Source organism: Caldalkalibacillus mannanilyticus JCM 10596 (genome assembly GCF_000615945.1).
In the GTDB taxonomy this organism is placed as follows: domain Bacteria; phylum Bacillota; class Bacilli; order Caldalkalibacillales; family JCM-10596; genus Bacillus_AT; species Bacillus_AT mannanilyticus.
This window is the reverse complement of sequence record NZ_BAMO01000003.1, coordinates 145,115-169,371: the sequence shown is the minus strand read 5'-3', so window position 1 is coordinate 169,371 and position 24,257 is coordinate 145,115. Positions and strand designations below refer to the sequence as shown.

The window sequence follows — 24,257 nt, the reverse complement described above, 5'->3', positions numbered from 1 at the left end:
GATAGAAAAAGCAGAGTGAGGTGGAGGAGATGAAAGCGAGTGGAAGATTGATTCGGCAATCGATCTTTCTAGCTGCCCTAGCTTATCAGGCTGTAGAACAATTTAAAAACAAAGGCTCATTGAATCTCCCCAAGGGTATAAGCTTATATGTACATTTGGCAACCTGTTTTTCGCTCACCTTGGGTATGTAGCCCAATCAAAGAAGAACATTATTGTAGCTTTTCGAGGGACGGAAGATATTTTCGATATACTCAAAGACATTCATTTTTGGCAAATGAATTACCCTTATGTATCTGAAGCGGGAAAGACTCATAAGGGCTTTACTCAAATCTATCGTTCGGTCGTTAGAAAACAGTTAATCGAAACGTTACGAGGTTTATCCCCGGCTAAAAAGCTGTTTTTAACAGGACATAGTCTTGGAGGAGCGCTTGCCACTTTAGCCGCTGTAGACGTAGCAGTGAACACCCGATTTACCCGCCCTTTCCTATGCACTTTCGGCTGCCCGAGAGTGGGCGATTCAAGATTTACCTCGACCGTGATGGAAAAAACCAAGGAGTGTATTCAGGTTGTCAATGACTATGACATCATTCCTCTGCTTCCTGCCTCCTTTCTTACACTTCAATATCGTGCAGTTCCTAAAAAGCTAGGGCTTTGCTTTCAACTGAACAACCTTCTAAGCAATCATAAAATGATCCACTATTATCAACAATTATGTAGGTTAAGTCCACCTTTTGCTACTAAGTTATGTAAAGAAAATCCACAATTGAACCCTCGAATCAGTTTGCGTACACCTCACTTACTTCCCCAGACGTAACTACTTTCACTCTTTCTTCAAGAATAAATTGGGTAATCTCCTCCCAATGCGTAAGGGCAAGTGTGGCAATATGGGGGTCAAACTGAGTCCCTTTTCCTAGCTCTAGCTCTGAACAAATATGCTCGAAGCTGAGCGCTTGACGATAAGAACGATTAGATGCCATGGCATCAATACAATCTGCTACGCATAGGAGGCGACCGAGAAGGGGGATATTCTCTCCTATCAGTCCTTCGGGATAGCCCTTTCCATCCCAGCGTTCATGATGATAGAGAACCCCATCAATCAGCTCTTCAGATATTCCTAAACTACGGCATATTTTGGCTCCTTCAAGTGGATGCTTTCTCATCTCTAGCTGTTCTTTAGGAGTTAACGGACCATTTTTGATCAGAATATAATCGGGAGTCGTCAATTTACCTACATCATGGATCAATCCACTGGAATACACGGTTTTACGATCTAATCCTCCATAATGAGCGGCTAGAATGACCGCAATTCCCGCGACCCTTCCCGAGTGTCCACGTGTATAGTAATCCTTCGCTTCCACACTGCGAGATAAACTAGACACGGTTTGCACATGCTTGGTCTCCACAACAGAATGAGCGACCAGCTCCTTCACGATCACATAAATAAAGAAGAAAAGAATCGTCAGGATGGCGAGCTGTGCCAGAAGATAAACCATTTGCTGAGGTTCATAGATTGGCTGGGCAACCCACAGATAGCTTAATATAGCCCCTATACTCGCCAATAAATAATGAGTTTTGCTTCTGAAAAATAAGGCAAGGACAGGGAGTAAGAGAAACAGCTACCCAAAAAGGTAACGCCAATCATATTTACAGCCATCGTAGTGATCAAAAGGGTATTCATAATGGTAATATATGAAACAAATCTTGGAGTCAGATAATAGAAAAGAATGGAGGGACAAAATCCTATTAATAGAAGAAAGACAATGTTCTTAAAGTATGGAGTAGGCATAATCAAAAAATTAGCCAAGATCAAGATCACCAGTCCAAAAAAACAGGAAGCTTGTCCAGCTATCAATACTTTCCATATCGAATAGGGTGAAACCATAGCGCCATTTTTCATGCTAGCCTCCTATTATTCGACAAAAAAATCTACTCTTATTATACCGATCGTGTTAAAAAATGTCATGTTTTATTTAAGTTTTGAGTAGAAAATGACAAATGACAAGGCTTATCAACCTTGTCATTTGTCGAATTAACTTCATTAACCTAATGTTTCAGAAAGAAATTCTTCTTCTCGATCCGATTCTGAACCAGCAAGATAACGATTTTTGGGGTGTTCTTGGCATTCTTTGCTACAGGAGCGTTTATGGATAGGCTCGCATTCTTCGCAGCACACATGCTGTAGGTTACAGTCTGGATTGGCGCAATTAACATAACGATCCTCTGCCTTGCCACAGTGATAGCATTTTCCTACAACAACATCTTCTTCTGTTTGGTTAATAGGAACTGAAATCCGCTCATCAAATACATAACACTTTCCATCCCATAAGCGACCTTGTACTTCGGGGTCCTTGCCATAGGTTACAATTCCGCCATGTAATTGATTGACATCCTTAAAGCCTTCTTTCAGTAACAGTCCTGATAGCTTTTCACAGCGAATTCCGCCGGTGCAATAAGTTAGGACTTTTTTATCTTTAAATTGACTTAGATTTTCACGTATCCATTCTGGAAAGTCCCGAAAAGCCTTCACATCAGGACGAATCGCTCCTCTAAAATGCCCGATATCATATTCATAATCATTTCGACCATCCAGAACAATGATATCTTCGTTTTGAAGCTCTTCGTAAAATTCTTTAGGACTTAAATATTTTCCCGTTAATTGATTAGGATCAACATCCTCCTCTAAGCGGAACGTAACAAGTTCTTGCTTATGTCGAACAAACATTTTCTTAAAGGCATGCTCTTCTGCTTCGTCAATCTTAAACCATAGATCCGAGAAGCGTGGATCAGCATGCATTTTTTCCATGTAAGCATTGGTTTGTTCAACTGTACCTGAAACAGTCCCATTAATGCCTTCCTCAGCCACTAAGATGCGGCCTTTGAGCCCAAGCTCTTTACAAAAGGCAAGGTGATCTGCGGTAAATTGCTCAGGATTTTCGATGTGTACGTATTTGTAATAAAGTAAAATACGATACGGTTTTTGACTCTCACTCATGTAAACTCCACCTATCTTGCAGTGATATTTGTGTTTATTTTTTGGCATTATTCGAAAATAATACACCCTATATCATAGCATAATTCTTTTCTATGAAAAAATAAGGTGCATAGAAAATTTTTATCTTGTTCTAACTGTGTGCTAACATCTCTTTTTTAACAATTTGTGTATGTTTTTTGAATTGCAAGAAATTTTAATCTTGATAAACTGTTCAAACAGATGCCCATTTGATATAATACTTTTTAACCTATATTTAGAAATGAAATTTTTGGATGGAAAGGAACGGGATCATGGGAGACCAAAAAAAAGATTTAAGAAACCGAAGTATTGTGATCAGTGAAGGTGAACACCGTGCACCGAACCGTGCGATGCTTAGAGCTGTTGGATTTACCGATGAAGATTTTAAGAAACCGATGATAGGGATTGCTAGTACATGGAGTGAAGTAACTCCTTGTAACATGCATATTGATCAATTAGCCATTCGTGCCAAGGAAGGAGCTAAAGAAGGTGGAGGAGCTCCTCTTATCTTCAACACGATTACTGTGTCCGATGGGATTTCAATGGGAACCCCAGGAATGCGCTATTCCTTACCAAGCCGTGAAGTCATTGCAGATTCCATTGAAACGGTTGTGGGAGCAGAGAATTTAGACGGATTAGTGGCGATTGGTGGATGCGATAAAAACATGCCAGCATGTATGATCGCTATGGGAAGATTAAATGTCCCTTCTGTTTTTGTATATGGTGGAACGATTGCACCAGGAAAACATGAAGGAAAAGATATAGATATTGTTTCTGCCTTTGAAGCTGTAGGGAAGTACAACAGTGGAGCGATTGAGAAAGAGGAGCTACATACCATCGAGTGTCATGCCTGTCCAGGAGCAGGTTCATGCGGAGGAATGTATACAGCAAATACTATGGCTTCAGCCATTGAAGCGATGGGAATGAGCTTGCCGGGAAGCTCTTCAAATCCTGCGGAAACCTCAAACAAGCTAGATGATTGTGAAAAAGCAGGACGAGCTGTCATTCGTTTGTTGGAACAAGACATCTATCCTCGAGATATCATGACAAAGAAAGCCTTTGAAAACGCGATTACAGTTGTGATGGCTCTAGGTGGTTCAACGAATGCGATCCTGCATTTATTAGCGATTGCTCATACAGTAGATGTAGACTTGAGCTTAGAAGACTTTGAACGTATTCGTTTAGGGGTTCCACATATTGCTGACCTTAAGCCAAGTGGTCGTTATGTCATGCAAGACCTGCATAATGTCGGGGGCGTTCAGGCTGTAATGAAGGTTCTTCTAGAAAAAGGCTTGTTACATGGCGATTGCTTAACAGTAACAGGAAAAACAGTAGCTGAGAACTTAGCTGAGGCACCTGATTTAGCTGAGGGGCAAGACGTCATTCGCAGCTTTGACCAACCATTACGTGAAACGGGTCCATTGGTTGTGTTGAAAGGGAACCTTGCGCCAGAAGGAGCAGTGGCTAAAATGTCTGGTCTGAAGGTCAAAGAAATTACAGGCCCAGCTCGCGTCTTCGATTCAGAAGAAGAAGCAACCAAGGCAGTCCTAGAGGATCGTATTAACGAAGGAGATGTTGTTGTCATCCGTTATGCAGGTCCAAAAGGAGGACCTGGAATGGCTGAAATGCTTTCCATCTCAGCTATTATCGTGGGGAAAGGTCTAGGAGAAAAAATCGGCTTGTTAACAGACGGACGTTTCTCTGGAGGAACCCATGGATTGGTTGTAGGTCACGTGTCACCAGAAGCACAGGTGGGTGGTCCGATTGGTTTGCTACAAGAAGGAGATACGATTACGATCGACAGTATTTCTCAATCCTTGAACGTTCATCTTTCAGATGAGGAGTTTGCCAAGCGTCAAGCAGAATGGGTAGCTCCACCGTTAAAAGCAACAAGAGGCGTTCTAGCCAAATATGCCAAATTGGTTTCTTCCGCATCCAAAGGAGCGGTATTAGATTAAGTTGTTGGTAATCAGTGATGAAAGAATAAAGAAGGGCTTCCCAGCTAGGGGGCTCTTTTTTGCATTGTTCATTTTGATGATGGGATCATTCTGGTTCAATCGTTCTACAATTTTTATAGGAATTTATTTACTAAAATAGGTTTACACATATTAAGAATTAATGTTACACTCTAGTCTGAAAAACCATTTTAACCCATAAATTATCGAATTTTCAAACTCGAAAGCTTGGTTAACTAGAATGTCCAATAAGAACGAAAGGTGGAGTAAGGTGCTTTTTAGAAAGCGTGGTGTCGTAATTCTAGTAGGTATTATTATTTTCATAGTATTTAGTGTTAAAGAGTTACCACGTATTGGTACAAAGGACCTTGTGGAAACGAGTGCTGTTCAAATAAAGAATGAAACTGCCAAAAATGCTAAAGATTTAACAATGGAAAAAAAAGAAAGAAGTAATATATTTACTGTGGTAAATAAAAATAATCCGAAAGAGATTGTTTCCTACCCTGATGGAGATTTTGAAATATACGACAATTCTCTATTTGAAGCCTTTGTCCCCGAAGAAAGCAGAATATTTGCAGTAGAACATTATACTGGAAAAGGAAGTTACGTCACAATCAGTTATTATTTAGATGCATCGTATATTGTAGTGACTTATTATAGTGATGGAAGTGTCAGAAAATCGGTTGATAATCCCGACTCGGATGAAATCATCAGTAATTTTAATAATGAAACGTTAGAGATACATGACAAAACAAAAACTGAATAACTTCAAAGGTCATGAAATATAAAGCCAAGAGAGGTTAAGCCATTTAATACTCCTTTAGATGTTTTACCTTTCTTTAGTAGTTTCAACTTACTATACATAACGAGGTGTTACCAGTGAACATAGGCAAAAAAATAGTATTATTCGGAATCGTAGTTACTTTAATCCTGCTTCTACTAGTGAATGTAGTGCAGGATCATGATAGCAAGAAGGCAGAAAATAGTGAATGGAAGGTAGAAGATAATGAATTGAAGGTAAAAAATAGTGAACGAACAAGTGTATCAGATGATTCTGAGAATTTCTTTAGTGTTTTGTCAGATCAGACTGGGAGTTTTAATGGTGAAGGAGAAACTTCTTTTTATTTTCAAAAGAACCCTGAAGAAGATGGTTTTCATTTATTCATTAAAAATACAGGTCCAAAATCTTTCAAAGTAACACTATTTAAACCGAATTATGAGATTTTAATGAGTGAAACTATTGAACCTGGAAACAGCTTGATATTCGAAACGGAAAAAGATGATTATATAGACAATGGGAGGTATAGTGTAAAATATCTCAACAGTGATGGTTCAGTAGGCTCTTTTGAAATCAAGGTTCGCAGCAGTAAAATGTAAGTGCATTTCAAAAGGAGGTACAATGGGGAAAATCATTATACTCATACTGGGCTTGGTGATTGTCATAATCTTGATAATCATTATAGGCGTAATGATAAGCGGAATTATAAGCATAAAACAAGCAAGATCGAAAACACCTGAAGATATCTTGAAATTTATGAAAAAGAGTCCTGAGAAATCTTCGCTGTATCTGGTTAAAAACGGCGAAACGATGATTGATTATCAATCTGATCAAATGATGCCGTTAGCCAGTACGGTCAAAATTATCTTGGCTATTGAGTATGCTGTGCAGGTGGCAAGAGGGAACTTAGATCCAACAGAAAAAATAGCTCTTGCCGAATTAGAAAAATATTATATTAAAAATACGGATGGTCAAGCTCATCCAAAATGGCTGAAACAGATGGAAGCAGAAGGGCGTATCCTCGACCAGCAGGTGACGCTAGAGGATGTGGCAAAAGGGATGATCAGTCATAGCTCAAATGCCAATACAGAATATTTGTTTCAGATTTTGGGGATAGAGCAAATCAATTTGACTTTAAGACGTCTAGGGATCGTCAATCATTCCTATATCTTTCCTATGACCTCCGCCAATATTTTACCCACCATGCTTAAGGAAGAACAAAGTTTGTCATATAGAGAGGTTAAAAAGAAGCTTGAAGCGATGCCTCACGAAGAATTTATTGAGAGAGCTATGAACATTCATCGATTATTAAGTGAGGATCATGATCATAGCGTGAAAGAGAAATATTATGATAAAAAATCCTTTAGTGAAAAGCTTCAATTAATTCGTTCTAATAGGCTTCCAGCAAGCACAACGAAGGAATATGCGAAGCTAATGGGAAACATTATTCATTCCAATATGCTGACCGAAAAAGAGCGAAAAATAATGAGAACGATCTTAGAATTTTCCCCCAACCCAAATTATGAATATCTTGGATGGAAGGGTGGAAGTACAATATTTGTTCTCACTGTGGCTCTCTATGCGCGAACAAAGGATGGAAATAACATCGAGTTAGCTTGGTTTATCAACGATCCAAGCCGATTAGATTATCTGTGGCTTCAATATACTTGGCAACCATTTCTAAAGAAACTTATTACTGATCCAGCGTTTCTTGTTCAAGCTGTAGAAATATTTGCGGGATCGTCTACAAAAGAGGCACACTAGACCTCAACTATAGCCACAATTGACAGAAAAGAAGGTATTATTTATACTGAAAAGATAAAAATATCTGAAAAAGGCAAACTTCACCGAAAGGGAAGGACGCAAAGCCATGAGCTAACCGCTATTAAGCGTAGGGTAGTCAGGTTGCCGGGTCCTCATTCGTAGAGCCTCGGCTTAGAGAATGGAGGATAATTTGTCATGCGCAAACTGCTGGTGCTGCTGTTAGCAATGTTATTAATTTTAAATGGCTATAATGGTGAAGCATATGGAAAAGCTTCTGAATTGGAAGTCAAAGCAACATGGCTTTGGAATCCGTGGATGATTGTTAGTGATAAAGAGAGTACCCTTTCTTTTCTCGAAAGTAAAAATGTGAACAAAGTTTATTTACAGATCGACCCAGACATTTCGATGGATATATATCGAGAATTTATTGAGAAAGCCTCAAATAAAGGAATTAGTATTTATGCATTGGATGGATCTGCTGAATGGGTGGAGTGGAAGGGCTATATTCACCTTGAAAAGCTGATGAGCTGGCTAGGCAAATACCAAGAGGGCTCAAAGGCTACTCAAAAATTTTCTGGTATTCATCTGGACGTTGAACCCTATTTGTATAGCGGATGGAAAACCAGTCAGAACAATACGATCGAATCATACCAAGCGCTCATATTAAAAGCTAAACAGAGTGCAGAAACCTTGGATATTCCTCTTGAAGCAGACATTCCATTTTGGTTTGATGAAATTTTCTATAAAAATAAGTATGGAAAAGGTATGCTGGCAGAATGGGTGATTGCCGAAACAGATAGCGTAACAATTATGGCGTATCGTGATTCTGCTGAGAAGATTATCGAGATAGTCAAAACTGAAATTGAGCTTGCTAGTAAGTATAACAAATCAATAGTTATTGGTGTGGAAACTGGGTTTTCATATGAAGGCGGGCTGGTTACGTTTTATGAAGAAGGTGAATCATATATGAACGAGACACTCTCGGTAGTGGAGAAATACTATTCAGAAGTGGTTAGTTTTAATGGAATAGCTGTACATCATGTTAGTAGTTGGATGGCAATGGAGCCATAAATAAATAATATTATTACAAGCTACCTGTATGATTGGGTAGCTTTTTTTCAATGATATGACATTTCTCACAATCTACTGGGCAACCATTTATCAAGAAGCTTATTACTGATCCAGCGTTTCTTGTTCAAGCTGTAGAAATATTTGCAGGATCGTCTACAAAAGAGGAGTAGAGAGTAAGGGAGTATTTTTCTATGAAGAAATCGGGTATAATTGACAAAAGTAGTGAAATCGGGAGGGAAGAATCATGAGCACAAAACAGGAAATCATTGACATGATAAAGAATATGCCTGATAATACTACAGTTGATGATGTGATGGAAAAACTTTATATTAGAGCTAAGATTGAATCTGCTATCAAACAGATTGATGAAGGCAAAGGAATTCCTCATAATCAGGTAAAGGAAAAATTTAAAAAGTGGCTCACTTAATTTGGTCACCAGATGCAATAAATGATCTGGAGAGAATATCAGATTATATTTCTTTTGATTCTGAACGATATGCATCGGTCGTGGTTACTCGAATTATTTACAGGATTAATGCTGAAGATACTGTCGATATATTAAGGGTATTTCATCAAGCTCAAGAATTCAATATGAACTTAGATTAGGTCACCATAGCAACATCAATGAAATATAGTGAACTCTTTGGGCTGTCAAAATTTTCGACAGCTCTTTATCTTTTTCTGCTGGGATTCTGACATGAAAATAATTATAATTTTTAAAAGGGATTGGCTTTAGGTGTATTCTATCCGTACAAGAAAGGATATGATTTTTTGGGAAATCTGAATGTGATTGCACTTCTAACAGGATTTAGTGCATGGCTGTTCATAGGAATAGTGGTATATCGTATCTATCGAACGAAATCGAAGGTACCGAAGGTTTGGAAAGTCGTTACCATTTTTCTAGTAGGGATCTTTTCTTTTTCAATAGATTGGCAGCTAGACAATGAAATCATCAAAATTCCGCTTTTACCTCTAGGGGTGTGGATTTTGTTTGCGTTTCTAAAGCGAAAGAGAGAGCAGTGGAAGCTGTATCGTCCCTATGCTTGGTTAGGCTTTGGAGCAAACTTCATTTTCTTACTGGCTACGCTGCTTGCGCTCCTTCTACATGGAGTCGTGTATCCTAAAGACGAACTCACTACATATATCTCAAATGTGGATAAAGCGCTGATTCAGCCGATTCACCCTTCTGCTGACAATGAGTCGCTCACTGTAGATCAAGTATTAGAACAACTCGACAAGATGAAAGAAGCCTCCTTCTTTAATGAACAATGGTATGAAGAAACGTATATGGGAACGCCAGCCAATCAACGAAAGGAACGATTTCCCTATCTATTACTAGGAACCGAGGCAAGCTGGGGCTATGGTTTGAGCACCATGATTTATGTTGAGGCGGATGGAAAGGGGATTTTAATTTCTACACCACAAAACCAATATTATTTTCGCTCTGAAGAGCCTTTCAAGGGAGGAATGAATCATGATCAAGAAAAAGCGTTGGATAGCTGTTGGTATCGGTACTTTGGCTCTTTCAGTCATGATTTATTGGTGGTATTTCTCTCCCCTACTCCCTTTCCGACAGATGAAGAGCTGATAAAAGAGATTCATCGTGTCAATCCTAAAGCCAATGTTAGTGTCATACAAGAGAAGCTTTTTCTCGATGAAAGACATGTATTTGTACCATATATTTCTGAAGCTAATGATTATGGCAAAAGCTTTTGGGTATGGCAGCATCATCAATGGAAAATGGTCTATATGAAGACAAAGGGCTATCCTGAATTGTGGAGGTTAGATAAGAAAAATCCTGCAACCCACCATATTGTATGGAATATTGACCCAGATGACCAAGTGAGTGCGATGAGCTTCTACATGGTTAGAGATAGAAGGTATTCTGTTTCAGGTGGAGTGCATACCTATGAACCTAGTGTACAAATGGAAAAAAAAGTGACTCTATCATCATCCTATGGGGTATTGCCCCTGTCAGATGAGTGGGTTTCCTTTATTACCCCATTTACAAAAGTTCAATCAGCCAAACAACGTTCTTCTATTTTTACTCCTTTTCTACTCGAATCCTACCTGCTTTTTGGTTGGATTCCCTATGATGATATGAACCAGGAAATATTCCCGAAACGCTCTGTCAATGGAAGTGGCTTCTCTAATGGGAATATAGATCTGTGGCGTATCTCTATTTTAAGTGAACATTCGCTTAACAAGCGTTAACGTTTCAAAACAGAAAACATGGAGAAATTCGAATTATTGGAAATAGGAGATTTCGCCCCCATGTGGATTTTTAGGAGGGCATCAATGAATCTAAAAGGATTAACACAATCGTGGAAGTATCCAGCTATTTTATTATTAGGAATTGGAGTTTCTAATATTGGTGCATGGGTCTTTTTAATTGCACTGAATTTAATTGTATTCGAAATGACTGGTTCTCCACTTGCAGTAGCAGTGCTTTATATTCTTATACCTTTAGCCACCGTAGTTACAAATTTTTGGTCAGGAAGCATTATTGACCGTTTAAATAAAAGAAATTTGATGATCTTCCTTGATTTATTTCGAGCCATATGTATTTTCCTATTACCTTGGTTAATCTATCATTCGCTATGGTTGATGTATTTCCTTGTTTTTCTAATAAATATGGCAAGTTCAATGTTCAGTCCAACATCGATAACGTATATTACTAAATTGATTCCGTCTGAACAAAGAAAACGGTTTAATTCTCTTCGAAGTTTAATTGACTCAGGAGCCTTCCTTCTTGGTCCAGCTGTTGCTGGGCTACTATTTATAGTAGGGACTCCTATCATTGCTATTTATATTAATGCGATTGCATTATTTTTATCAGGATTAATTACTTTTTTAATGCCTAATCTCGAAAAGAATAAAATAACTGATTTTAAGGATGAAAAATTATCGTTTGCCCTATTAAAACAGGATTTGAATATGGTATTAAATTTTAGTCAAAAGCATGTTTATATTATGTTGATTTACTTCTTATTTAGTACTGTTATTGTTATGACAGCAGCTGTCGATTCACTTGAAGCTGCTTTTGCGAAAGAAATCCTTCAATTATCAGATAGCGATTATGGATTTTTGGTAAGTATTGCTGGGGCAGGCATTGTTATAGGAGCCTTTATTAATACTGTGTTCGTAAAAAAGATAGCCATTTCAATATTAATTGGATTAGGCTCCATTTTCGTTTCTGCTGGTTATCTTATTTATGCCTTTTCAAGCTCTTTTGTAATGGCAGCTTTAGGATTTTTTGTCCTTGCCTTTTTCCTTGCTTTTGCCAACACAGGCTTTCATACATTCTACCAAAATAATATCCCTGTTGATGTTATGGGAAGGATAGTGAGCTTATATGGTTTGCTCCAAGCTGTTTTAATTATTATAACAACTGTGATTTTTGGATTTGTTGCACAAACTATTTCAATACAAATTGCAGTTATAATAGGGACTTTATTTATGTTCTTAACTTCAATGATCCTATGTGTATTTAGTTTACAATCGTCAAAATCTAAATACTATCAGACAACGAATATCATGAAGAAAAAAATCCCCTGCTCCAGCGACGGTGGCTAGAGCAGAGGATTTCGTCTTAATAATGGGCTCTTTTCTTTCGTTAATTAGAATTGATTTTAAAAGTAGATAGTTTCTGACGTAATTGAGCTGACACTTGGCTTAGCTTTGTAGCGGATTCTGCAATTTCTTGAATAGATTGAAGCTGCTCTGTGACGGAGTCAAACACTTCTTGGCTGCCTTTCAATGTGGAGTGTGTAACACTCTTGATCTCATCCATTGAAGCGGTGACCTCTTCTGTTCCTGCCGACATTTCTTCGGAGGCAGCGGATACCTCTTGAGTTTGATCGGTAATTTCACGGAAGCTTTCATACGTGTTGTGGAACATTTCTCCTGCTCGCCCAATAGAAAGAGAGCCTTGTTCAACATCGGCAACACTGGCTGACATGGTCAACGCAGTTGAGGTGGTCATAGCTTGTACTTCCTTGATCATCTCAGTGATCGTTCCGACGGATTGATCTGTTTGTTCGGCAAGTTTTTTCACTTCGCTTGCCACGACGGCGAAGCCTCTTCCGTGCTCTCCTGCTCTGGCTGCTTCAATCGAAGCATTTAGAGAGAGAAGCTGTGTTTGAGCGGAGATGTCCGAGATGACTCCGACAATGGTATCGATCTGCTGAGAAAGCTTTTTTAGCTTATCCATATCCTGAGAAGCTTCTCCTACCGATTTTTGAATACGAAGCATTTGTGAGATCGTATCTTCTAAAAGTCGGTTCCCTCTATCGACATCCTCCAGAGAGCTGCTAGTTAAATTGGCAACGGACGTAGTAGAGGAAGCCACTCGATGAACCCCAGCTGACATGTCCTCCATGGCTTGAAGAATTTGACTTGCCCCTTCATATTGGTTTTCGGCACCATGAACGACTTGTTGCATAACGTTCTTGATTCCTTCTGAAGCTTGAGTGGTTTCTTCAGAAACAGTATTTAAGTGTGTTGAAGAGTTAGCAAGCAGTTCAACCACTTCATTCGTTTCTTGTAAGGTACTAGAGAAGGATTCAATCATTTCATTTAAGTTATTTGCTGCTTGTCCAAGCTCATCTTGATAGTGAACCTTCAATCTTGGTGTGAGATCACCAGTCGCTAAAACATGTAACGTGTTGGATATTTGTAAAATACGACTTAGCATACTTCTCATAGCCAGATATACGATGAAGGCAAGTAAGATAGCGCCAATAAATAGTCCGATGATGAGGACTTGGTCAAAATTTCGAAGCATCTGCGTTGCTTCTTTTTCGGAGATTGCCACTCCTACTGCCCAGTCTGTATTCTTTACTGGTAAATAAGAAATGTATTCCTCTTTTCCATTGCCTTTAACGAGCTTCACTCCTTCTTGACCTTGAATCATTGCTTGCAGAACCTCATGTAAGTATGGATGACTCTCTCCAAGGTTGTCATTCATAACGAGATCATTCTCTGGATGGTAGAGAATCGTACCCGATTTAGACAGAAGGAATGTGTAGCCTGTTTCCCCCATTTGATAAGATTGCATAATGTCTGGAAGCTTGTCTAGAAAAATATCGACGGCGACAAAGCCCTTGTCTACTCCGTTTTCCATCACTTTTTGTGTTGCACTAATGACGAGATCTCCCGTTATAGCGTCGATATACGGTTCGGTAAATACAACATCTTCAGAAGCTGCAGCGGCTGGATACCAAGGACGAGCCTTGAGATTCCAATCAGGATTGGTGAAGGTGTCATGATCTCCCATGACAAAATTGCCTGATTCATGAACAAGCCATACCAGTCCTAGATCAGAATCTGTTGCGGCAATGGCATTAAGTGTGCCCATGACGGTAGCATAGTCCTCATATTCCTTTGCTGAATCTCTTTTCACATCTGCTAGTAAAAAATGGACTAAATCTTGATTGGTTGTCATTTGATTGACGATGGTTACTTTTTCATTCAGAAGAGAATGGAGTTGCTCTGCGATGTTCTTGCTTTGCAGGTTCAGGCTGTTTTCAATTTCTGTTGCCCAGATGCTGTTTGAATAGGAGTATAATAGATAGCCAAAAACAGAAAAGAAGAGCAAAGAGATGATAAATAATGATAAAACCATCTTTAACATGATGCTGCTGGATACTTGATGTAAGACCTTCTTTAACATGTTCACAGCCTCCCTGAAATGATCAAAAGTTGTAGCACTATATATAGATTATCGGAGGGAAAAGTAACATTTTTTTGAACTTTTAATCATCCAAATAATGGACCATAAAGAAAATGAAGTTTTGAAGAACGGAGAAGGTTTTTTGTTTCATCTTAACGAGTGGCAAGCAAAGAAAAAGGGTTGTCTACAAAAGAAATGTAGGCAACCCTATGTAAGCTATGAATGTAGTTCTACTTTTAATTTTTGAATCGCTTGAGTGATTCTTTGGGCAATTTCTTCATAGTCTAAGCCTTCATCTAAATGAAGGGGCTGACCAAAAATCACTCCGGCTTTTTTAAACCATTTTCCCTTGGCTCCATAGACATAGGTAGGAATGACAGGGGCATTGCTCTTGCTAACGATAAAGCCAATTCCTTTTTTGGGCGCGCCCATTTCGCCTGTTTTTGATCGAGTGCCTTCAATGAAAATAGAAAAAATGTTCCCATCTTTAACTAATTTAAGTGTATGTTTTAATGATTTTAAATCAGCTTGTTCTCTTTTTACAGGAAAAGCACCCATCTCAGAAATCAACCAAGCAAAGAAACGCTTTTTGAATAGCTCTTCTTTTGCCATAATGTACATTTTTCTTGGGGTATGTGTACCTACCAGTAAGGAATCATAATTGCTTGTATGATTCATGGCTAAAATACACCCTTTGTCTGGAATATGTTCAAGTCCTTTGATCGAAACTTTAAAACGAAGGTAAAGCCACATTTTTACACAAAAACGAACGATATGATATACCATTTTCTTTTCAAACACTCCTTCAGTAGTTTAAACTTTGCGATAAATAAATTATACCACTTTAGGTTAATACTAAAAACAAAAATTAAAAAGAAGGAGAATGAGCATGCGCAGATCACATCTCTTGATGGTATTTATATTTTTTCTTCTTTTTGGGTTGATCACAATGCATTCTACTGCTGTGGTCGCTGAAGAACAAGGAATAAAAGCACCTGATTCGCTTAGGGATATCTCAAGACAAAATACCTACCCTAATCCTGATGAAGACCCTGAGTATGTCCAACCTAGTCCATCTACAGCGGAGCTATTCCAAACGACTGATTATAAAATCGATAATCCAAATTTAATTCGTTTGTTAAATGAAACGAGCATGCAAGGCTCAAAGTTTGCTTTTGGCTTTCGGGCAAATATTTATTTAGGAAATTGGCCGTTAAGCTATGAATCGAAGGAAACCTCAGTCAATTGGGAGTATAAGCTAGCCAATTCAAACAAACTGGATAATCGTGGAGGGAATCAAACAGGAGAAATTTCGTTTGAACAAAATGAAGAATTTACGGCTGCTGGGGGACTTACCACGGACGTGCTAGCAGAAAGTGATGTCAAAAAGCTCATGATTTCCTCTGCGAAACAAAAGACAGGTTTAAATATTTCGTTTAAAAGTACAGTAGGAAAGGGAACAAAGCATGAAACCATGATGAAAATTCCCCCTAGAAAAGTAGGATATTTAAAGGCGTATATGCCTGCCGTCAATGAACGAGGGATTGTGACTTATGGCGAAGTGTACCTTCAAATGAAGGGAAGCCAGAAGAAATTAGTTGTCAAGAATGTGACGCAAAAAGGAGTAGGAGCTTGGATTCCTGTCCAAGATCGACTGACATTTAAGTATTTATTAACCGACCAGCCTAAGTGATAAAGTGGACCTCCATCAGATGGATTTTCCTCCACCTGATGGGTAGAACGTGATGAAAAAAGCGGATGAAACCAGTTCAATTTCGGACTGGTTTTTTGTCATTTCACGTCAAGAATTCAGCATCTCAGGTTAAATGTGACAATTTTTTGAATAATGACATTATAATTCTAAGTAAAGCGCTTACAACTGAGGGGAGCTAGAATAGGTCTTATAAATCTGATCATCGAAAAAGGCAAAGGGGGAATGAAACATGGCTCTAAAAAAGGAGATTTCCAAAGAAGAAAGCAGGGTACAGCTGGTTACGGAAGAAGAGATGGCACTTGTCGAGCAATCATTTCAAGCTCAAAAGAAGCTCAGTTTTAGCTATGGTGCTGTCTTCTTTTTCGTTACGTTGTTAATTCCGTTTTTAGGTGGAACAGCAGAGTGGTGGTATGGGAAACCATTGATTGGGGGCTTGACCCTGAATTTTTGGACGACGCTCCTTCTCTTTCATATTTTCTATTGGCTGCTTGCTTATGTCTTTGTGCAAAAAGCGAATAAATTAGATGATTTCATTAAAAAAGGGAAGTACTAAATTTAATTTAATCAGAGATGAGGGATGTAAATGATCAATGCTTGGGCCATTGGAATGGTACTTTTGCTGGTTTTAACAACCATATCCATATCCATTTATGCGCGAACGTTTAACTCTAATACGGCTAATTTCTATTTAGCGGGACGTAAAGTAGGGTTTATGACAAATTCGACTGCGATATGTGGGGATTATTTTTCAGCGGCTTCATTTCTTGGGGTGGCAGCAGCGGTATATGCTTCAGGAGTAGATGGAATGTGGTTTGCCATCGGATTTGGAGCGGCGTTCGTTCCCGTTGTCTTGTTTATTGCCAGTCCATTACGTAAATTCGGAGAGTATACGATACCTGATTTTCTTTTTGCTCGCTTTGGAAAGAGTCATAAGGCACGAGTCATTGGAGTTGTCATGGTACAGTTGATCTGTATTTTCTATCTTGCTCCACAGATGGTGGGAGCAGGGAATACGTGGAATGTTCTTGTCGGTTTAGGATTTCTAGGCTTAAGTCCGTATCAAACAGGCGTCGTCGTCGTGGTTGGAATCATGATGTTTTATGTAGCAGTTGGAGGGATGAAGGGAACGACCCTCAATCAGATGATTCAATTCTGGGTCCTATTTACCGCCATGACTCTTGTTTTTATCGCTGTGTTAGTGAAGGGCTTAGGAACGTATGCTTCTGAAAATCAACCGTTAATCAATCCTGCAACCATGACAGTGGAAAAATTAATGGCTGGAGAAGAAGGAAGCAGAGCCTATGATAAGGCACAGCAAGTCATGAGTCCAGAGGCTTTTGCTGAGGTAGAAGAAACGGTAGCCTCAGGAGATCCTACTGCTTCTGTCCATGTTGTAATGCCACAGGTGAACAAACTGCATCCAGAGAGAGAAATGACCTTCCAAGAACCAGGTCACCGTTATGATTGGCTAAATCAGTTCTCCATGGTCTTAGCACTGGTATTGGGAACCATGGGCTTACCTCATATTATGAATCGTTATTATACAAATCCTTCGGGTAAAGTGGCGCGATTGACGACATTATGGGTTCTGGCTTTTATTGGTATCTTTTATATCATGAGCTCAGTCGTTGGCTGGGGAGGGCGGACCTATGTATCTGAACTGGCAGCCAGCGACCCGAGTATTGCTCAGTTAACAGTGGATGGTTTACTGCTTAAGTCCGATCAGATTATGCCGGTTCTGGGCAAGCTGTTATTCGGTGAATTTGGTTTAGGGTACGTGGCGGCTGGAGCCTTTGCCGCGATGTTTTCAACAGTTGGGGGACTGCTCATTGCCTCTGCCGCCTCTTGGGGACATGATATTTATGAAAACTATATCAATCCAAATGCTCCAGAGTGGAAAAAAGTAGTAGTAGGGAAAGTGGCGGTCGTGCTTATGGGAATCTTCTCTCTGCTTGTCGGAATTGGGATACCAGCGGTGGGATTAGATAAGGCGTATCCCTCTTTGATTGCTATGATGGTTACCTGGGCTTTTGCGGTATCTGGAGGGGCGTTTGTCCCTATGCTTCTCTGCTCAATCTGGTGGAAGAGGACAACACGAAATGGAGCGATTGCAGGAATGCTGGTAGGAGGAGGCTCAACGATCTTCTTTATCTTCATGAATATCTTAAAGGAAACAGGTGTCTTCGCTGCTGGAACCTTCGGGGCTACCTTAGGCAGTCTGGCATTTCCATCCATCTTCACCATTCCGTTAAGCTTCTTGGCGATTTACTTGATTAGTATCTCAGATAAGAATGGAATGCCTACCTATGTTAATCATATTTGGGCTCGGATCCATGGTTCAGATGAATTATCTGAGCGAGTACGCTTAGCTATGCAGGAAGAAGATAAGCGGTCCGCCTAAAAAGAGGTTTGAATAACATAGCAATAAGCGTGACTGAAAACCAAAAAGCAGAGCTCCATTGTTTTCTAAATGGAGTTCTGCTTTTTCCAGCCTACCATTGTTAGTTAGGATCAATCAAAGTGATTCAGACAGATAATAAGCTGAATCGATTCATAATGAAAGAAAGCATAGATAAATTAAGATAAGAGCTTTTGTTGATACACATAGATCGCTGCTTGGGTACGGTCTTCAATTTCCAGCTTCGCTAGGATGTTACTGACATGTGTTTTGACCGTTTTGATCCCAATAAATAGGTCCTCAGCAATTTCTTTGTTGCTTTTCCCTTGACCAATAAGAATCAGGACTTCTAATTCACGAGAGGTTAAGGCATCATGCTTAGGCTTTGATCGACGCATTTGATTCATCATCATTCCTGCTACTTGTCCCTCGATAATCGGTTCTCCTTGGTACGCCTTACGGATTGCGCTGGAGATATCTTGAGCTCGAGTGGTTTTGAGCAGATAGCTAAAGGCTCCCGCTTCAATGACAGGTAAGACCTTGTCATCATCGAGAAAGCTCGTGAGTACAATGATTTTACTATCGTGCTGAGTTTGTTGGAAATGCTCTTTGATAAGTCGTGTTGCTTCGATTCCATCCATCCCTTCCATCACTAGATCCATTAAGATGACATCTGGCTCTAGCTGAATGGCAAGCTCCACCCCTTCCTTCCCGTTATTAGCTTCCCCTACCACTTCGATGTCTGGTTCTGTAGAAAGAAAGGTGGCTAGCCCCATCCGCACCATTTCATGATCGTCTACTAATAATACCTTGATTTTCTTACTCATGATTTGCTCCTTTCCCTAACTGTATAGGGACACGAATGTCGATTTTCGTACCTTTTCCTGGATACGTTAGTATATCTAAGGAGCCTCCGATTTTTTCTATACGTTCACGCATGGTCTGTAACCCGTAGGAGGCTTTTCTTGATTCTTGCAGGGAGAATCCAATTCCGTTATCTTCGAGTTTAAAATAAACACGCTCCGGTTTTGCTCTTAGAATGAGCTTAAATTCTAGTGCCTTGGAGTGTCGGAGGACATTGGAGATCGCCTCTTGTGCCACTCGGAATAGCTGATCTTCGATGCCATCTTCAAGAGTATCGATAGGGTCAATTTCCCACTGGATTTGAAGATCGGGATTCTTGACCCTTAATTCTTCGAGAAGTTGTTCCAGACCAACGGCTAAAGAATGACCTTCTAGAGTAACAGGACGCAGGTGCATAATCAGCCCTCGAAGCTCTTGCTGAGCTTGAATAATCATTTCTTCTACCTGTTGAAGATGCTGTTTGGCTCGATCAGGCTGTTGATCAATCAATCTTGGAAGAGCCGCCATCGTCATGGAAACAGCAAATAGTTGCTGACTTACTGCGTCGTGTAGATCTCTTGCCAGCTTGCGTCGTTCTTCAAGTGAAGCAGCATACTCAGCTTGTTGAACGAGTACATGATTTTCATTCACGAGCGCTTGAAGGGAGGTTACTTGGTCTTCGATGCGATCAGCCATGGCATTGAATTGCTTCCCGACCTGGGATAGCTCGTCTTTTCCTTCTACCTTCAACCGATATTCCAAATTTCCCCGTGTGATATGGTCGGCTGCATAAGCAATTTCTTGTAATGATTTCTTGAAATATCTGCCAAAGGGAAGCCATAATAGATCGTATAGAAGAGAGAGAGCAGAGCCCCAGATAAGACGACCAGAGCCATTAAAGAAAAATAGGCAGTGGAATAAAAGGAAAAACCCAGAAAACGCTCTATTTTCTCCTGCCAAGGTGATATTTCAGTAATGGCTCCACTGAGCAGGAGGATGAGTCCGCTGCTTCCAAGTACGGTCCCAATGGTGGCTCTAAAAAAGTAGAGGAAAACATACCATTGGACATTGCGTAGCTTCCATTTGGAGCCCTTGTTATCAAAAAACATGTTAATCGACTCTCTTTACAGTAATTTGACCGACGATCAAAGAGATATTGAGCTTTACCTTTTGCTCCGCAAATTCGTAATCATCCGTAGCAAAACTGTTATAGACCGTTGCCCCAGATTGGTCATTATTGATTAAGGAAACCTCACCTAATTGAGTGGAGGCTTGTACCTTAATTGGCATATCACGGGGGATTTTTACTGTAATTTCTCCGATCCACCCAGAAAGATCGATATAGGATTCACCCTTGACTAAAATCGCTTTGGTCAAATCTAGCTTCAAATCACCTACTCCTTGCCAAACCTGCATATCATCCAGTTCCCAAGGGGTCGCTCCGATTTTCATTTCACCCAGCCATTGCTTTCTACGGCGGACATTGCCAAAGATATAAGAGTTCATATCATCGAATTCTGGGTCTATATCATCGACTGTAGAATGGACAGTTGAAGAAAAGTCGCGTTCGATTCGTGTATACCAATTTCTGCGATTGAACAAGATTTGAAAACCAATGTAAATGATGAGTAAGGGCCATATCCAGCTCCAGAGATTGGCGAAGCTGATTTCAAAATAGCCTAATCGATTTCCTTGAAAAATAATTCCGATTCCTGTCACAATGAGCCCCGTAATGAAAGGGCTTGGATAAGCGAATCCCCGTTTGATACTAATTAAGAGCTTAAAGAAGCCTGTTATACTAAGGTAGATCCCCCAGAGGATCAACAGAGCTGGCCAATAGGTAGAGATCATACTTCGGATCTCGATTTCAATAAACCCTGTATTATTTAGGAGAAAAAGAGCGCCTAGAAGTAATAATAGTAAACCAACCAGTGAGTTTTTCATTTTTATCCCCTCTTTTACAAACAAATTTACTATAATAAGAATAGCGTATTTTAGAGTGGATTTAAAACCGACTGTTGTATGTTTTTTTCTCCTCCTTCAGACGGAGGGAACATTTGTTTAGAACAAAACTGGAAAAAAAGGGGATCAAAATGGACCCAACCTTATATAAAAATCTGTTCATTGCTTTTTTTCGTTCAGGAATTCTAGGCTATGGAGGAGGTCCTTCCTCTATCCCGTTGATCCATAAAGAGGTTGTAGAGATTTATCACTGGATGAGCGATGAGGAATTTAATGATCTTATTGCCTTAAGTAACACCCTTCCAGGTCCCATTGTGACGAAATTGGCTGGGTATATAGGCTATCGGATCGCCGGTGTCGTTGGCTTACTCATTGCTTTGTTTGCCAGTGTTGTTCCTACAGTGATTCTGATGATTGTGCTGATTAGTATGTTAACTTCATTTCGTGACTCTCCCAGAGTAGAAGGAATGACCAGAGCTGTGACTCCTGTGGTAGGGGTGATGTTATTCACGATCGCGTATAGCTTTATCAAGCATTCTGGGAAAGGGATTGGCTGGAACAAGACCTTGATCTTGGGGCTGGTAAGCGTAATGGCATTTCTCTGGCTGAAATTGCATCCTGCCCTGTTAATTGGAGCCTTAATCCTCTACGCCTTGCTACCACAAAAGAAGGGAGAGAAGGAAGCATGATTTATTGGGAGTTATTCTTAGCTTTTTTAGTACCTGGGATTGTGGGCTATGGAGGAGGACCAGCGTCAATTCCACTTATACAGATTGAAGTGGTGGAGAGATATGGCTGGCTAACGGTTGAAGAATTTGCTGAGTTGCTTGCTTTAGGTAATGCCCTGCCCGGTCCTATTGCCACTAAGATGGCTGGATATGTAGGGTATGCTCAAGGAGGTGTGCTGGGTGCGGTTGTTGCTTTGTTTGCCACAGTGGCTCCTTCTTTATTAATTCTGATCTTTTTGCTTCAATTGCTTTCTAGATTTAAACATTCTCCCAAGGTGAAGCGAATGACTGGGTTGATTCGTCCAACCATCGCGATTTTATTAGGGATATTAGCACTCCAATTTTTCACCAGCTCATGGGAAGCATCTGGAGTAGTACAAACCATCATCATAGCTGGGTTTAGCTTTCTCTTACTTGAGAAATGGAAGCTTCACCCAGCCTATGTGATTTGCGGAGCTTTAGTCTATGGGGCTTTTATTCTGCCTTTGTTTTAAGAGGGACTCTTAAACAAAGGCTTCTAAACGCTTGTGCGACCGGCTGAAACTAATGACTGATAATGATTGGTTACCTTTACAACATATTGCTGTGTTTCTTTAAATGGAGGAATCCCATTGTATTTCTTGACGTTTCCTGGACCCGCGTTATAGGCAGCTAAGGCTAAGGAAACATTGCCATCATATCGATCTAACATTTGCTTCAAATATCTAGCGCCACCATCAATGTTCTGTGCTGGGTCATAGGCATCCTTGACTCCTAAGCCTCGTGCTGTAGCAGGCATGAGCTGCATCAAGCCCATAGCACCAGCATGGCTTTTCGCATTGGGTTTAAAATTCGACTCTTGTTTAATAACCGCTTGAATGAGTCGAGGGTCTAGTCCATATTTTCTAGCAGCGGCATCAATCAGTGGAGCAAATTCTTGATTTCCTTTGCTAAATGGACTGATGGGCTCCACAGGACCTGACCAGCGTGCGGGTGCAGAAAGAGAAAGCGGACTAGGCTCTGACGCGACAGGGGCTAGGTTGACTAGGCTCTGGGCATCATTATTTTGATCTAAGATTGTTGAAAATATTTGGGCAAAATCTGTAGGGTTAGAAGGTGTTTTTGTAGACTGAAGAGCTCTCATGACTTGTAGCTCCATCATTTGTTGAAACATTTGCACTTTCATCTAATATCCTCCTACGTTTTTGTATAGTACAACTATACCAAGAGGAATCTCTTTCCCTCAACGGCTAATTGTTGGTAAGCTTATTTAAGCATTTTTTTCAGTTCTTTTAGGGAGTAGAAGCTTCCATTTACATGAAGCCCGCCTTTTTTGTATGTGGTGTATACGGAACGAACCAAGATATACATACAGAGTGACAATGTTAAAGGCAGTGCCATCAGTTCAAGCACTGTATACTTTGTTATCGGCTGGTTCTGGCGAAAATATAAGTAACTCATGAGTATAAGCGTAAGAACATAAAAAATGGACCTCCAATCCCAAAAAAGCCACATTCCGATAAAAGGAAAATAAAAGAGAAAAAATTGGATGAACAACATAGAGAAAGCTAGAGAAAGTTTGCATTTTAAGCGAAGAAAGATCTGTTTTTCTAAGTTCACAAACAGAGAATCTACATCTGAATACCAGTCTACAGACAAGACATCGCTCCCATCGAGAAGGTGTTGTTTTAATCCTGCTTTTTTTACCCGTTTTCCAAGCTGCTGGCTTTCGTCAGGCCGCATAGCAAGGGCTTGATGTGTACCGATTTGGAGATAGGCGTCTCGTCTGAGCATATTGAAAGAGCTTAACCCAACACCGTGTTTGGGACTCTCACTGATGTTTGCTTTCCAGGGCTTTTCTAGGAAAGTGGACAAATATACCAGAGCCTGCTTCAGTCCTTGTAGCAGGAACCCTTGAGCGACCATCTTGCGCTTAGGCTGTAAGACAAAGTGATCTAACTGATAACGGCGCATGTAATTGACTGCATGTTCGATCGCCTCGGGGTGGAAGCTCGTATCTGTGTTGGTAAATAAAAGAATCTCTCCATTTGATTGTAAATAGCCTTGATATAAAGCGTGACTGGTTCCAAGCCAACCAGAAGGAAGAGAGGTAATGTGGATGACTTTAAGTGGAATTTTGATATCAGATTTGGCATCTGACCATTTTTTTAGAGCTTCTAGCTTTCTTCCGGTTTGATCCTTGGAACGGTCGTTAATGACAATTAATTCAATTTTATTATAACTCTGGTTAAGCAAGTGTTTTAGGGTATCAACAATGGAACTCTCCTCTTCTTTTGCCGATATAATAACGGAAACAAGCGGTTTTTGCCCAGTATAGCCTTGGATATGGGGCAGTTTCGGTAGGCGAGTAAGCCTCTGGA

27 protein-coding genes and 1 riboswitch are annotated in these 24,257 nt (G+C 40.0%); of the genes, 16 read left to right on the top strand and 11 right to left on the bottom strand.

Annotated elements, in window-relative coordinates; genetic code table 11:
• Positions 1-29 precede the first annotated feature (29 nt).
• Together JCM10596_RS29395 and JCM10596_RS28545 are read left to right on the top strand one after the other, a co-directional pair.
• Complete coding sequence (locus tag JCM10596_RS29395) at positions 30-191, top strand: hypothetical protein (RefSeq protein ID WP_159102296.1); 162 nt, start codon at positions 30-32, stop codon at positions 189-191.
• A complete protein-coding gene (locus JCM10596_RS28545; protein ID WP_081791872.1) occupies positions 119-814 on the top strand; it encodes a lipase family protein in 696 nt (231 codons plus the stop codon). Before JCM10596_RS29395 ends, JCM10596_RS28545 begins: the two co-directional genes overlap by 73 nt.
• Here the strand turns inward: JCM10596_RS28545 and JCM10596_RS23515 are convergent.
• The 3 genes from JCM10596_RS23515 to trhO all read right to left on the bottom strand — a co-directional run bounded on the left by JCM10596_RS23515 (position 777) and on the right by trhO (position 2,992).
• Positions 777-1,559, bottom strand: coding sequence for an HD-GYP domain-containing protein (locus JCM10596_RS23515; protein ID WP_025025866.1), 783 nt, complete (start codon positions 1,557-1,559; stop codon positions 777-779). The genes JCM10596_RS28545 and JCM10596_RS23515 overlap by 38 nt on opposite strands.
• A complete protein-coding gene (locus tag JCM10596_RS02980) occupies positions 1,547-1,897 on the bottom strand; it encodes a hypothetical protein (RefSeq protein ID WP_025025865.1) in 351 nt (116 codons plus the stop codon). Before JCM10596_RS02980 ends, JCM10596_RS23515 begins: the two co-directional genes overlap by 13 nt.
• 141 nt (positions 1,898-2,038) lie before the next feature.
• Positions 2,039-2,992, bottom strand: coding sequence for an oxygen-dependent tRNA uridine(34) hydroxylase TrhO (trhO, locus tag JCM10596_RS02975; RefSeq protein WP_025025864.1), 954 nt, complete (start codon positions 2,990-2,992; stop codon positions 2,039-2,041).
• Between the two features lie 290 nt (positions 2,993-3,282).
• Between trhO and ilvD the strand changes: the two genes are divergently transcribed.
• From ilvD to JCM10596_RS02930, 9 genes are all read left to right on the top strand, one after another.
• Positions 3,283-4,968 (top strand): dihydroxy-acid dehydratase, encoded by a 1,686-nt coding sequence (gene ilvD / locus JCM10596_RS02970; protein WP_025025863.1) that lies wholly within the window; start codon positions 3,283-3,285, stop codon positions 4,966-4,968.
• A gap of 268 nt (positions 4,969-5,236) precedes the next feature.
• The gene (locus JCM10596_RS02965) at positions 5,237-5,731 is read left to right on the top strand and encodes a hypothetical protein (RefSeq protein ID WP_025025862.1); all 495 of its coding nucleotides are present in this window, start codon (positions 5,237-5,239) and stop codon (positions 5,729-5,731) included.
• Between the two features lie 113 nt (positions 5,732-5,844).
• Positions 5,845-6,342: a hypothetical protein gene (locus JCM10596_RS02960; RefSeq protein WP_025025861.1), complete on the top strand. Its 498-nt coding sequence runs from the start codon at positions 5,845-5,847 to the stop codon at positions 6,340-6,342.
• A 22-nt stretch (positions 6,343-6,364) separates the two neighbouring features.
• On the top strand, positions 6,365-7,507 hold the full coding sequence (locus JCM10596_RS02955; protein ID WP_025025860.1) for a serine hydrolase: 1,143 nt from the start codon (positions 6,365-6,367) through the stop codon (positions 7,505-7,507).
• A gap of 62 nt (positions 7,508-7,569) precedes the next feature.
• Positions 7,570-7,656, top strand: a riboswitch (cyclic di-GMP riboswitch).
• A gap of 46 nt (positions 7,657-7,702) precedes the next feature.
• The gene (locus JCM10596_RS02950) at positions 7,703-8,578 is read left to right on the top strand and encodes a hypothetical protein (protein WP_025025859.1); all 876 of its coding nucleotides are present in this window, start codon (positions 7,703-7,705) and stop codon (positions 8,576-8,578) included.
• 244 nt (positions 8,579-8,822) lie between these two features.
• Positions 8,823-9,005, top strand: coding sequence for a hypothetical protein (locus tag JCM10596_RS02945; protein ID WP_025025858.1), 183 nt, complete (start codon positions 8,823-8,825; stop codon positions 9,003-9,005).
• Positions 8,993-9,184: a type II toxin-antitoxin system RelE/ParE family toxin gene (locus JCM10596_RS02940; protein ID WP_025025857.1), complete on the top strand. Its 192-nt coding sequence runs from the start codon at positions 8,993-8,995 to the stop codon at positions 9,182-9,184. The genes JCM10596_RS02945 and JCM10596_RS02940 overlap by 13 nt, the downstream gene beginning before the upstream one ends.
• Positions 9,185-9,349: 165 nt before the next feature.
• On the top strand, positions 9,350-10,792 hold the full coding sequence (locus JCM10596_RS27395; RefSeq protein WP_025025856.1) for a hypothetical protein: 1,443 nt from the start codon (positions 9,350-9,352) through the stop codon (positions 10,790-10,792).
• An 84-nt stretch (positions 10,793-10,876) separates the two neighbouring features.
• Positions 10,877-12,154: an MFS transporter gene (locus JCM10596_RS02930; protein WP_025025855.1), complete on the top strand. Its 1,278-nt coding sequence runs from the start codon at positions 10,877-10,879 to the stop codon at positions 12,152-12,154.
• A gap of 40 nt (positions 12,155-12,194) precedes the next feature.
• Here the strand turns inward: JCM10596_RS02930 and JCM10596_RS02925 are convergent, their stop codons facing one another.
• Positions 12,195-14,252, bottom strand: coding sequence for a methyl-accepting chemotaxis protein (locus JCM10596_RS02925; protein ID WP_025025854.1), 2,058 nt, complete (start codon positions 14,250-14,252; stop codon positions 12,195-12,197).
• Between the two features lie 216 nt (positions 14,253-14,468).
• Positions 14,469-15,038 carry a lysophospholipid acyltransferase family protein gene (locus JCM10596_RS02920; RefSeq protein WP_025025853.1) on the bottom strand — a complete coding sequence of 190 codons (570 nt, stop codon included), beginning with the start codon at positions 15,036-15,038 and terminating at the stop codon, positions 14,469-14,471.
• 103 nt (positions 15,039-15,141) lie between these two features.
• Between JCM10596_RS02920 and JCM10596_RS02915 the strand changes: the two genes are divergently transcribed.
• From JCM10596_RS02915 to JCM10596_RS02905, 3 genes are all read left to right on the top strand, one after another.
• Positions 15,142-15,945 carry a YfkD family protein gene (locus JCM10596_RS02915; protein WP_034680321.1) on the top strand — a complete coding sequence of 268 codons (804 nt, stop codon included), beginning with the start codon at positions 15,142-15,144 and terminating at the stop codon, positions 15,943-15,945.
• A 250-nt stretch (positions 15,946-16,195) separates the two neighbouring features.
• Positions 16,196-16,519, top strand: coding sequence for a DUF485 domain-containing protein (locus JCM10596_RS02910; RefSeq protein ID WP_025025851.1), 324 nt, complete (start codon positions 16,196-16,198; stop codon positions 16,517-16,519).
• A gap of 30 nt (positions 16,520-16,549) precedes the next feature.
• On the top strand, positions 16,550-18,367 hold the full coding sequence (locus JCM10596_RS02905) for a solute symporter family protein (RefSeq protein WP_025025850.1): 1,818 nt from the start codon (positions 16,550-16,552) through the stop codon (positions 18,365-18,367).
• 176 nt (positions 18,368-18,543) lie between these two features.
• Here the strand turns inward: JCM10596_RS02905 and JCM10596_RS02900 are convergent, their stop codons facing one another.
• From JCM10596_RS02900 to liaF, 4 genes are read right to left on the bottom strand one after another with little or no spacing between them, the layout of a single operon-like run.
• Positions 18,544-19,191 carry a response regulator gene (locus JCM10596_RS02900; RefSeq protein WP_034680318.1) on the bottom strand — a complete coding sequence of 216 codons (648 nt, stop codon included), beginning with the start codon at positions 19,189-19,191 and terminating at the stop codon, positions 18,544-18,546.
• On the bottom strand, positions 19,184-19,984 hold the full coding sequence (locus JCM10596_RS02895; protein ID WP_234410383.1) for a HAMP domain-containing sensor histidine kinase: 801 nt from the start codon (positions 19,982-19,984) through the stop codon (positions 19,184-19,186). Before JCM10596_RS02895 ends, JCM10596_RS02900 begins: the two co-directional genes overlap by 8 nt.
• Positions 19,954-20,316, bottom strand: a complete 363-nt coding sequence (locus JCM10596_RS29935) for a hypothetical protein (RefSeq protein ID WP_051541150.1) — start codon at positions 20,314-20,316, stop codon at positions 19,954-19,956. Before JCM10596_RS29935 ends, JCM10596_RS02895 begins: the two co-directional genes overlap by 31 nt.
• Position 20,317: 1 nt before the next feature.
• Positions 20,318-21,151, bottom strand: a complete 834-nt coding sequence (liaF, locus tag JCM10596_RS02890; protein ID WP_025025847.1) for a cell wall-active antibiotics response protein LiaF — start codon at positions 21,149-21,151, stop codon at positions 20,318-20,320.
• Positions 21,152-21,300: 149 nt separating this feature from the next.
• Here liaF and JCM10596_RS02885 point away from each other — a divergent pair, with 149 nt between their 5' ends.
• Positions 21,301-21,858, top strand: coding sequence for a chromate transporter (locus JCM10596_RS02885; RefSeq protein ID WP_025025846.1), 558 nt, complete (start codon positions 21,301-21,303; stop codon positions 21,856-21,858).
• The gene (locus tag JCM10596_RS02880) at positions 21,855-22,391 is read left to right on the top strand and encodes a chromate transporter (RefSeq protein WP_025025845.1); all 537 of its coding nucleotides are present in this window, start codon (positions 21,855-21,857) and stop codon (positions 22,389-22,391) included. The genes JCM10596_RS02885 and JCM10596_RS02880 overlap by 4 nt, the downstream gene beginning before the upstream one ends.
• A 23-nt stretch (positions 22,392-22,414) precedes the next feature.
• On the opposite strand, the gene JCM10596_RS31005 is transcribed toward JCM10596_RS02880, so the two are convergent.
• Together JCM10596_RS31005 and JCM10596_RS02870 are read right to left on the bottom strand one after the other, a co-directional pair.
• A complete protein-coding gene (locus JCM10596_RS31005; RefSeq protein ID WP_025025844.1) occupies positions 22,415-23,062 on the bottom strand; it encodes a lytic transglycosylase domain-containing protein in 648 nt (215 codons plus the stop codon).
• 80 nt (positions 23,063-23,142) lie between these two features.
• Positions 23,143-24,183: a glycosyltransferase family 2 protein gene (locus JCM10596_RS02870; RefSeq protein WP_500778437.1), complete on the bottom strand. Its 1,041-nt coding sequence runs from the start codon at positions 24,181-24,183 to the stop codon at positions 23,143-23,145.
• Between the last annotated feature and the right edge of the window lie 74 nt (positions 24,184-24,257).

What these genes read in the sequence shown, in the direction of transcription:
- JCM10596_RS29395 (WP_159102296.1), top strand. Translation starts at nt 30, where the DNA reads ATGAAAGCGAGTGGAAGATTGATTCGGCAATCGATCTTTCTAGCTGCC.
- JCM10596_RS02980 (WP_025025865.1), bottom strand. Translation starts at nt 1,897, where the DNA reads ATGAAAAATGGCGCTATGGTTTCACCCTATTCGATATGGAAAGTATTG.
- trhO (WP_025025864.1), bottom strand. Translation starts at nt 2,992, where the DNA reads ATGAGTGAGAGTCAAAAACCGTATCGTATTTTACTTTATTACAAATAC.
- ilvD (WP_025025863.1), top strand. Translation starts at nt 3,283, where the DNA reads ATGGGAGACCAAAAAAAAGATTTAAGAAACCGAAGTATTGTGATCAGT.
- JCM10596_RS02955 (WP_025025860.1), top strand. Translation starts at nt 6,365, where the DNA reads ATGGGGAAAATCATTATACTCATACTGGGCTTGGTGATTGTCATAATC.
- JCM10596_RS02950 (WP_025025859.1), top strand. Translation starts at nt 7,703, where the DNA reads ATGCGCAAACTGCTGGTGCTGCTGTTAGCAATGTTATTAATTTTAAAT.
- JCM10596_RS02945 (WP_025025858.1), top strand. Translation starts at nt 8,823, where the DNA reads ATGAGCACAAAACAGGAAATCATTGACATGATAAAGAATATGCCTGAT.
- JCM10596_RS02930 (WP_025025855.1), top strand. Translation starts at nt 10,877, where the DNA reads ATGAATCTAAAAGGATTAACACAATCGTGGAAGTATCCAGCTATTTTA.
- JCM10596_RS02925 (WP_025025854.1), bottom strand. Translation starts at nt 14,252, where the DNA reads ATGTTAAAGAAGGTCTTACATCAAGTATCCAGCAGCATCATGTTAAAG.
- JCM10596_RS02920 (WP_025025853.1), bottom strand. Translation starts at nt 15,038, where the DNA reads ATGGTATATCATATCGTTCGTTTTTGTGTAAAAATGTGGCTTTACCTT.
- JCM10596_RS02915 (WP_034680321.1), top strand. Translation starts at nt 15,142, where the DNA reads ATGCGCAGATCACATCTCTTGATGGTATTTATATTTTTTCTTCTTTTT.
- JCM10596_RS02910 (WP_025025851.1), top strand. Translation starts at nt 16,196, where the DNA reads ATGGCTCTAAAAAAGGAGATTTCCAAAGAAGAAAGCAGGGTACAGCTG.
- JCM10596_RS02905 (WP_025025850.1), top strand. Translation starts at nt 16,550, where the DNA reads ATGATCAATGCTTGGGCCATTGGAATGGTACTTTTGCTGGTTTTAACA.
- JCM10596_RS02900 (WP_034680318.1), bottom strand. Translation starts at nt 19,191, where the DNA reads ATGAGTAAGAAAATCAAGGTATTATTAGTAGACGATCATGAAATGGTG.
- JCM10596_RS29935 (WP_051541150.1), bottom strand. Translation starts at nt 20,316, where the DNA reads ATGTTTTTTGATAACAAGGGCTCCAAATGGAAGCTACGCAATGTCCAA.
- liaF (WP_025025847.1), bottom strand. Translation starts at nt 21,151, where the DNA reads ATGAAAAACTCACTGGTTGGTTTACTATTATTACTTCTAGGCGCTCTT.
- JCM10596_RS02885 (WP_025025846.1), top strand. Translation starts at nt 21,301, where the DNA reads ATGGACCCAACCTTATATAAAAATCTGTTCATTGCTTTTTTTCGTTCA.
- JCM10596_RS02880 (WP_025025845.1), top strand. Translation starts at nt 21,855, where the DNA reads ATGATTTATTGGGAGTTATTCTTAGCTTTTTTAGTACCTGGGATTGTG.
- JCM10596_RS31005 (WP_025025844.1), bottom strand. Translation starts at nt 23,062, where the DNA reads ATGAAAGTGCAAATGTTTCAACAAATGATGGAGCTACAAGTCATGAGA.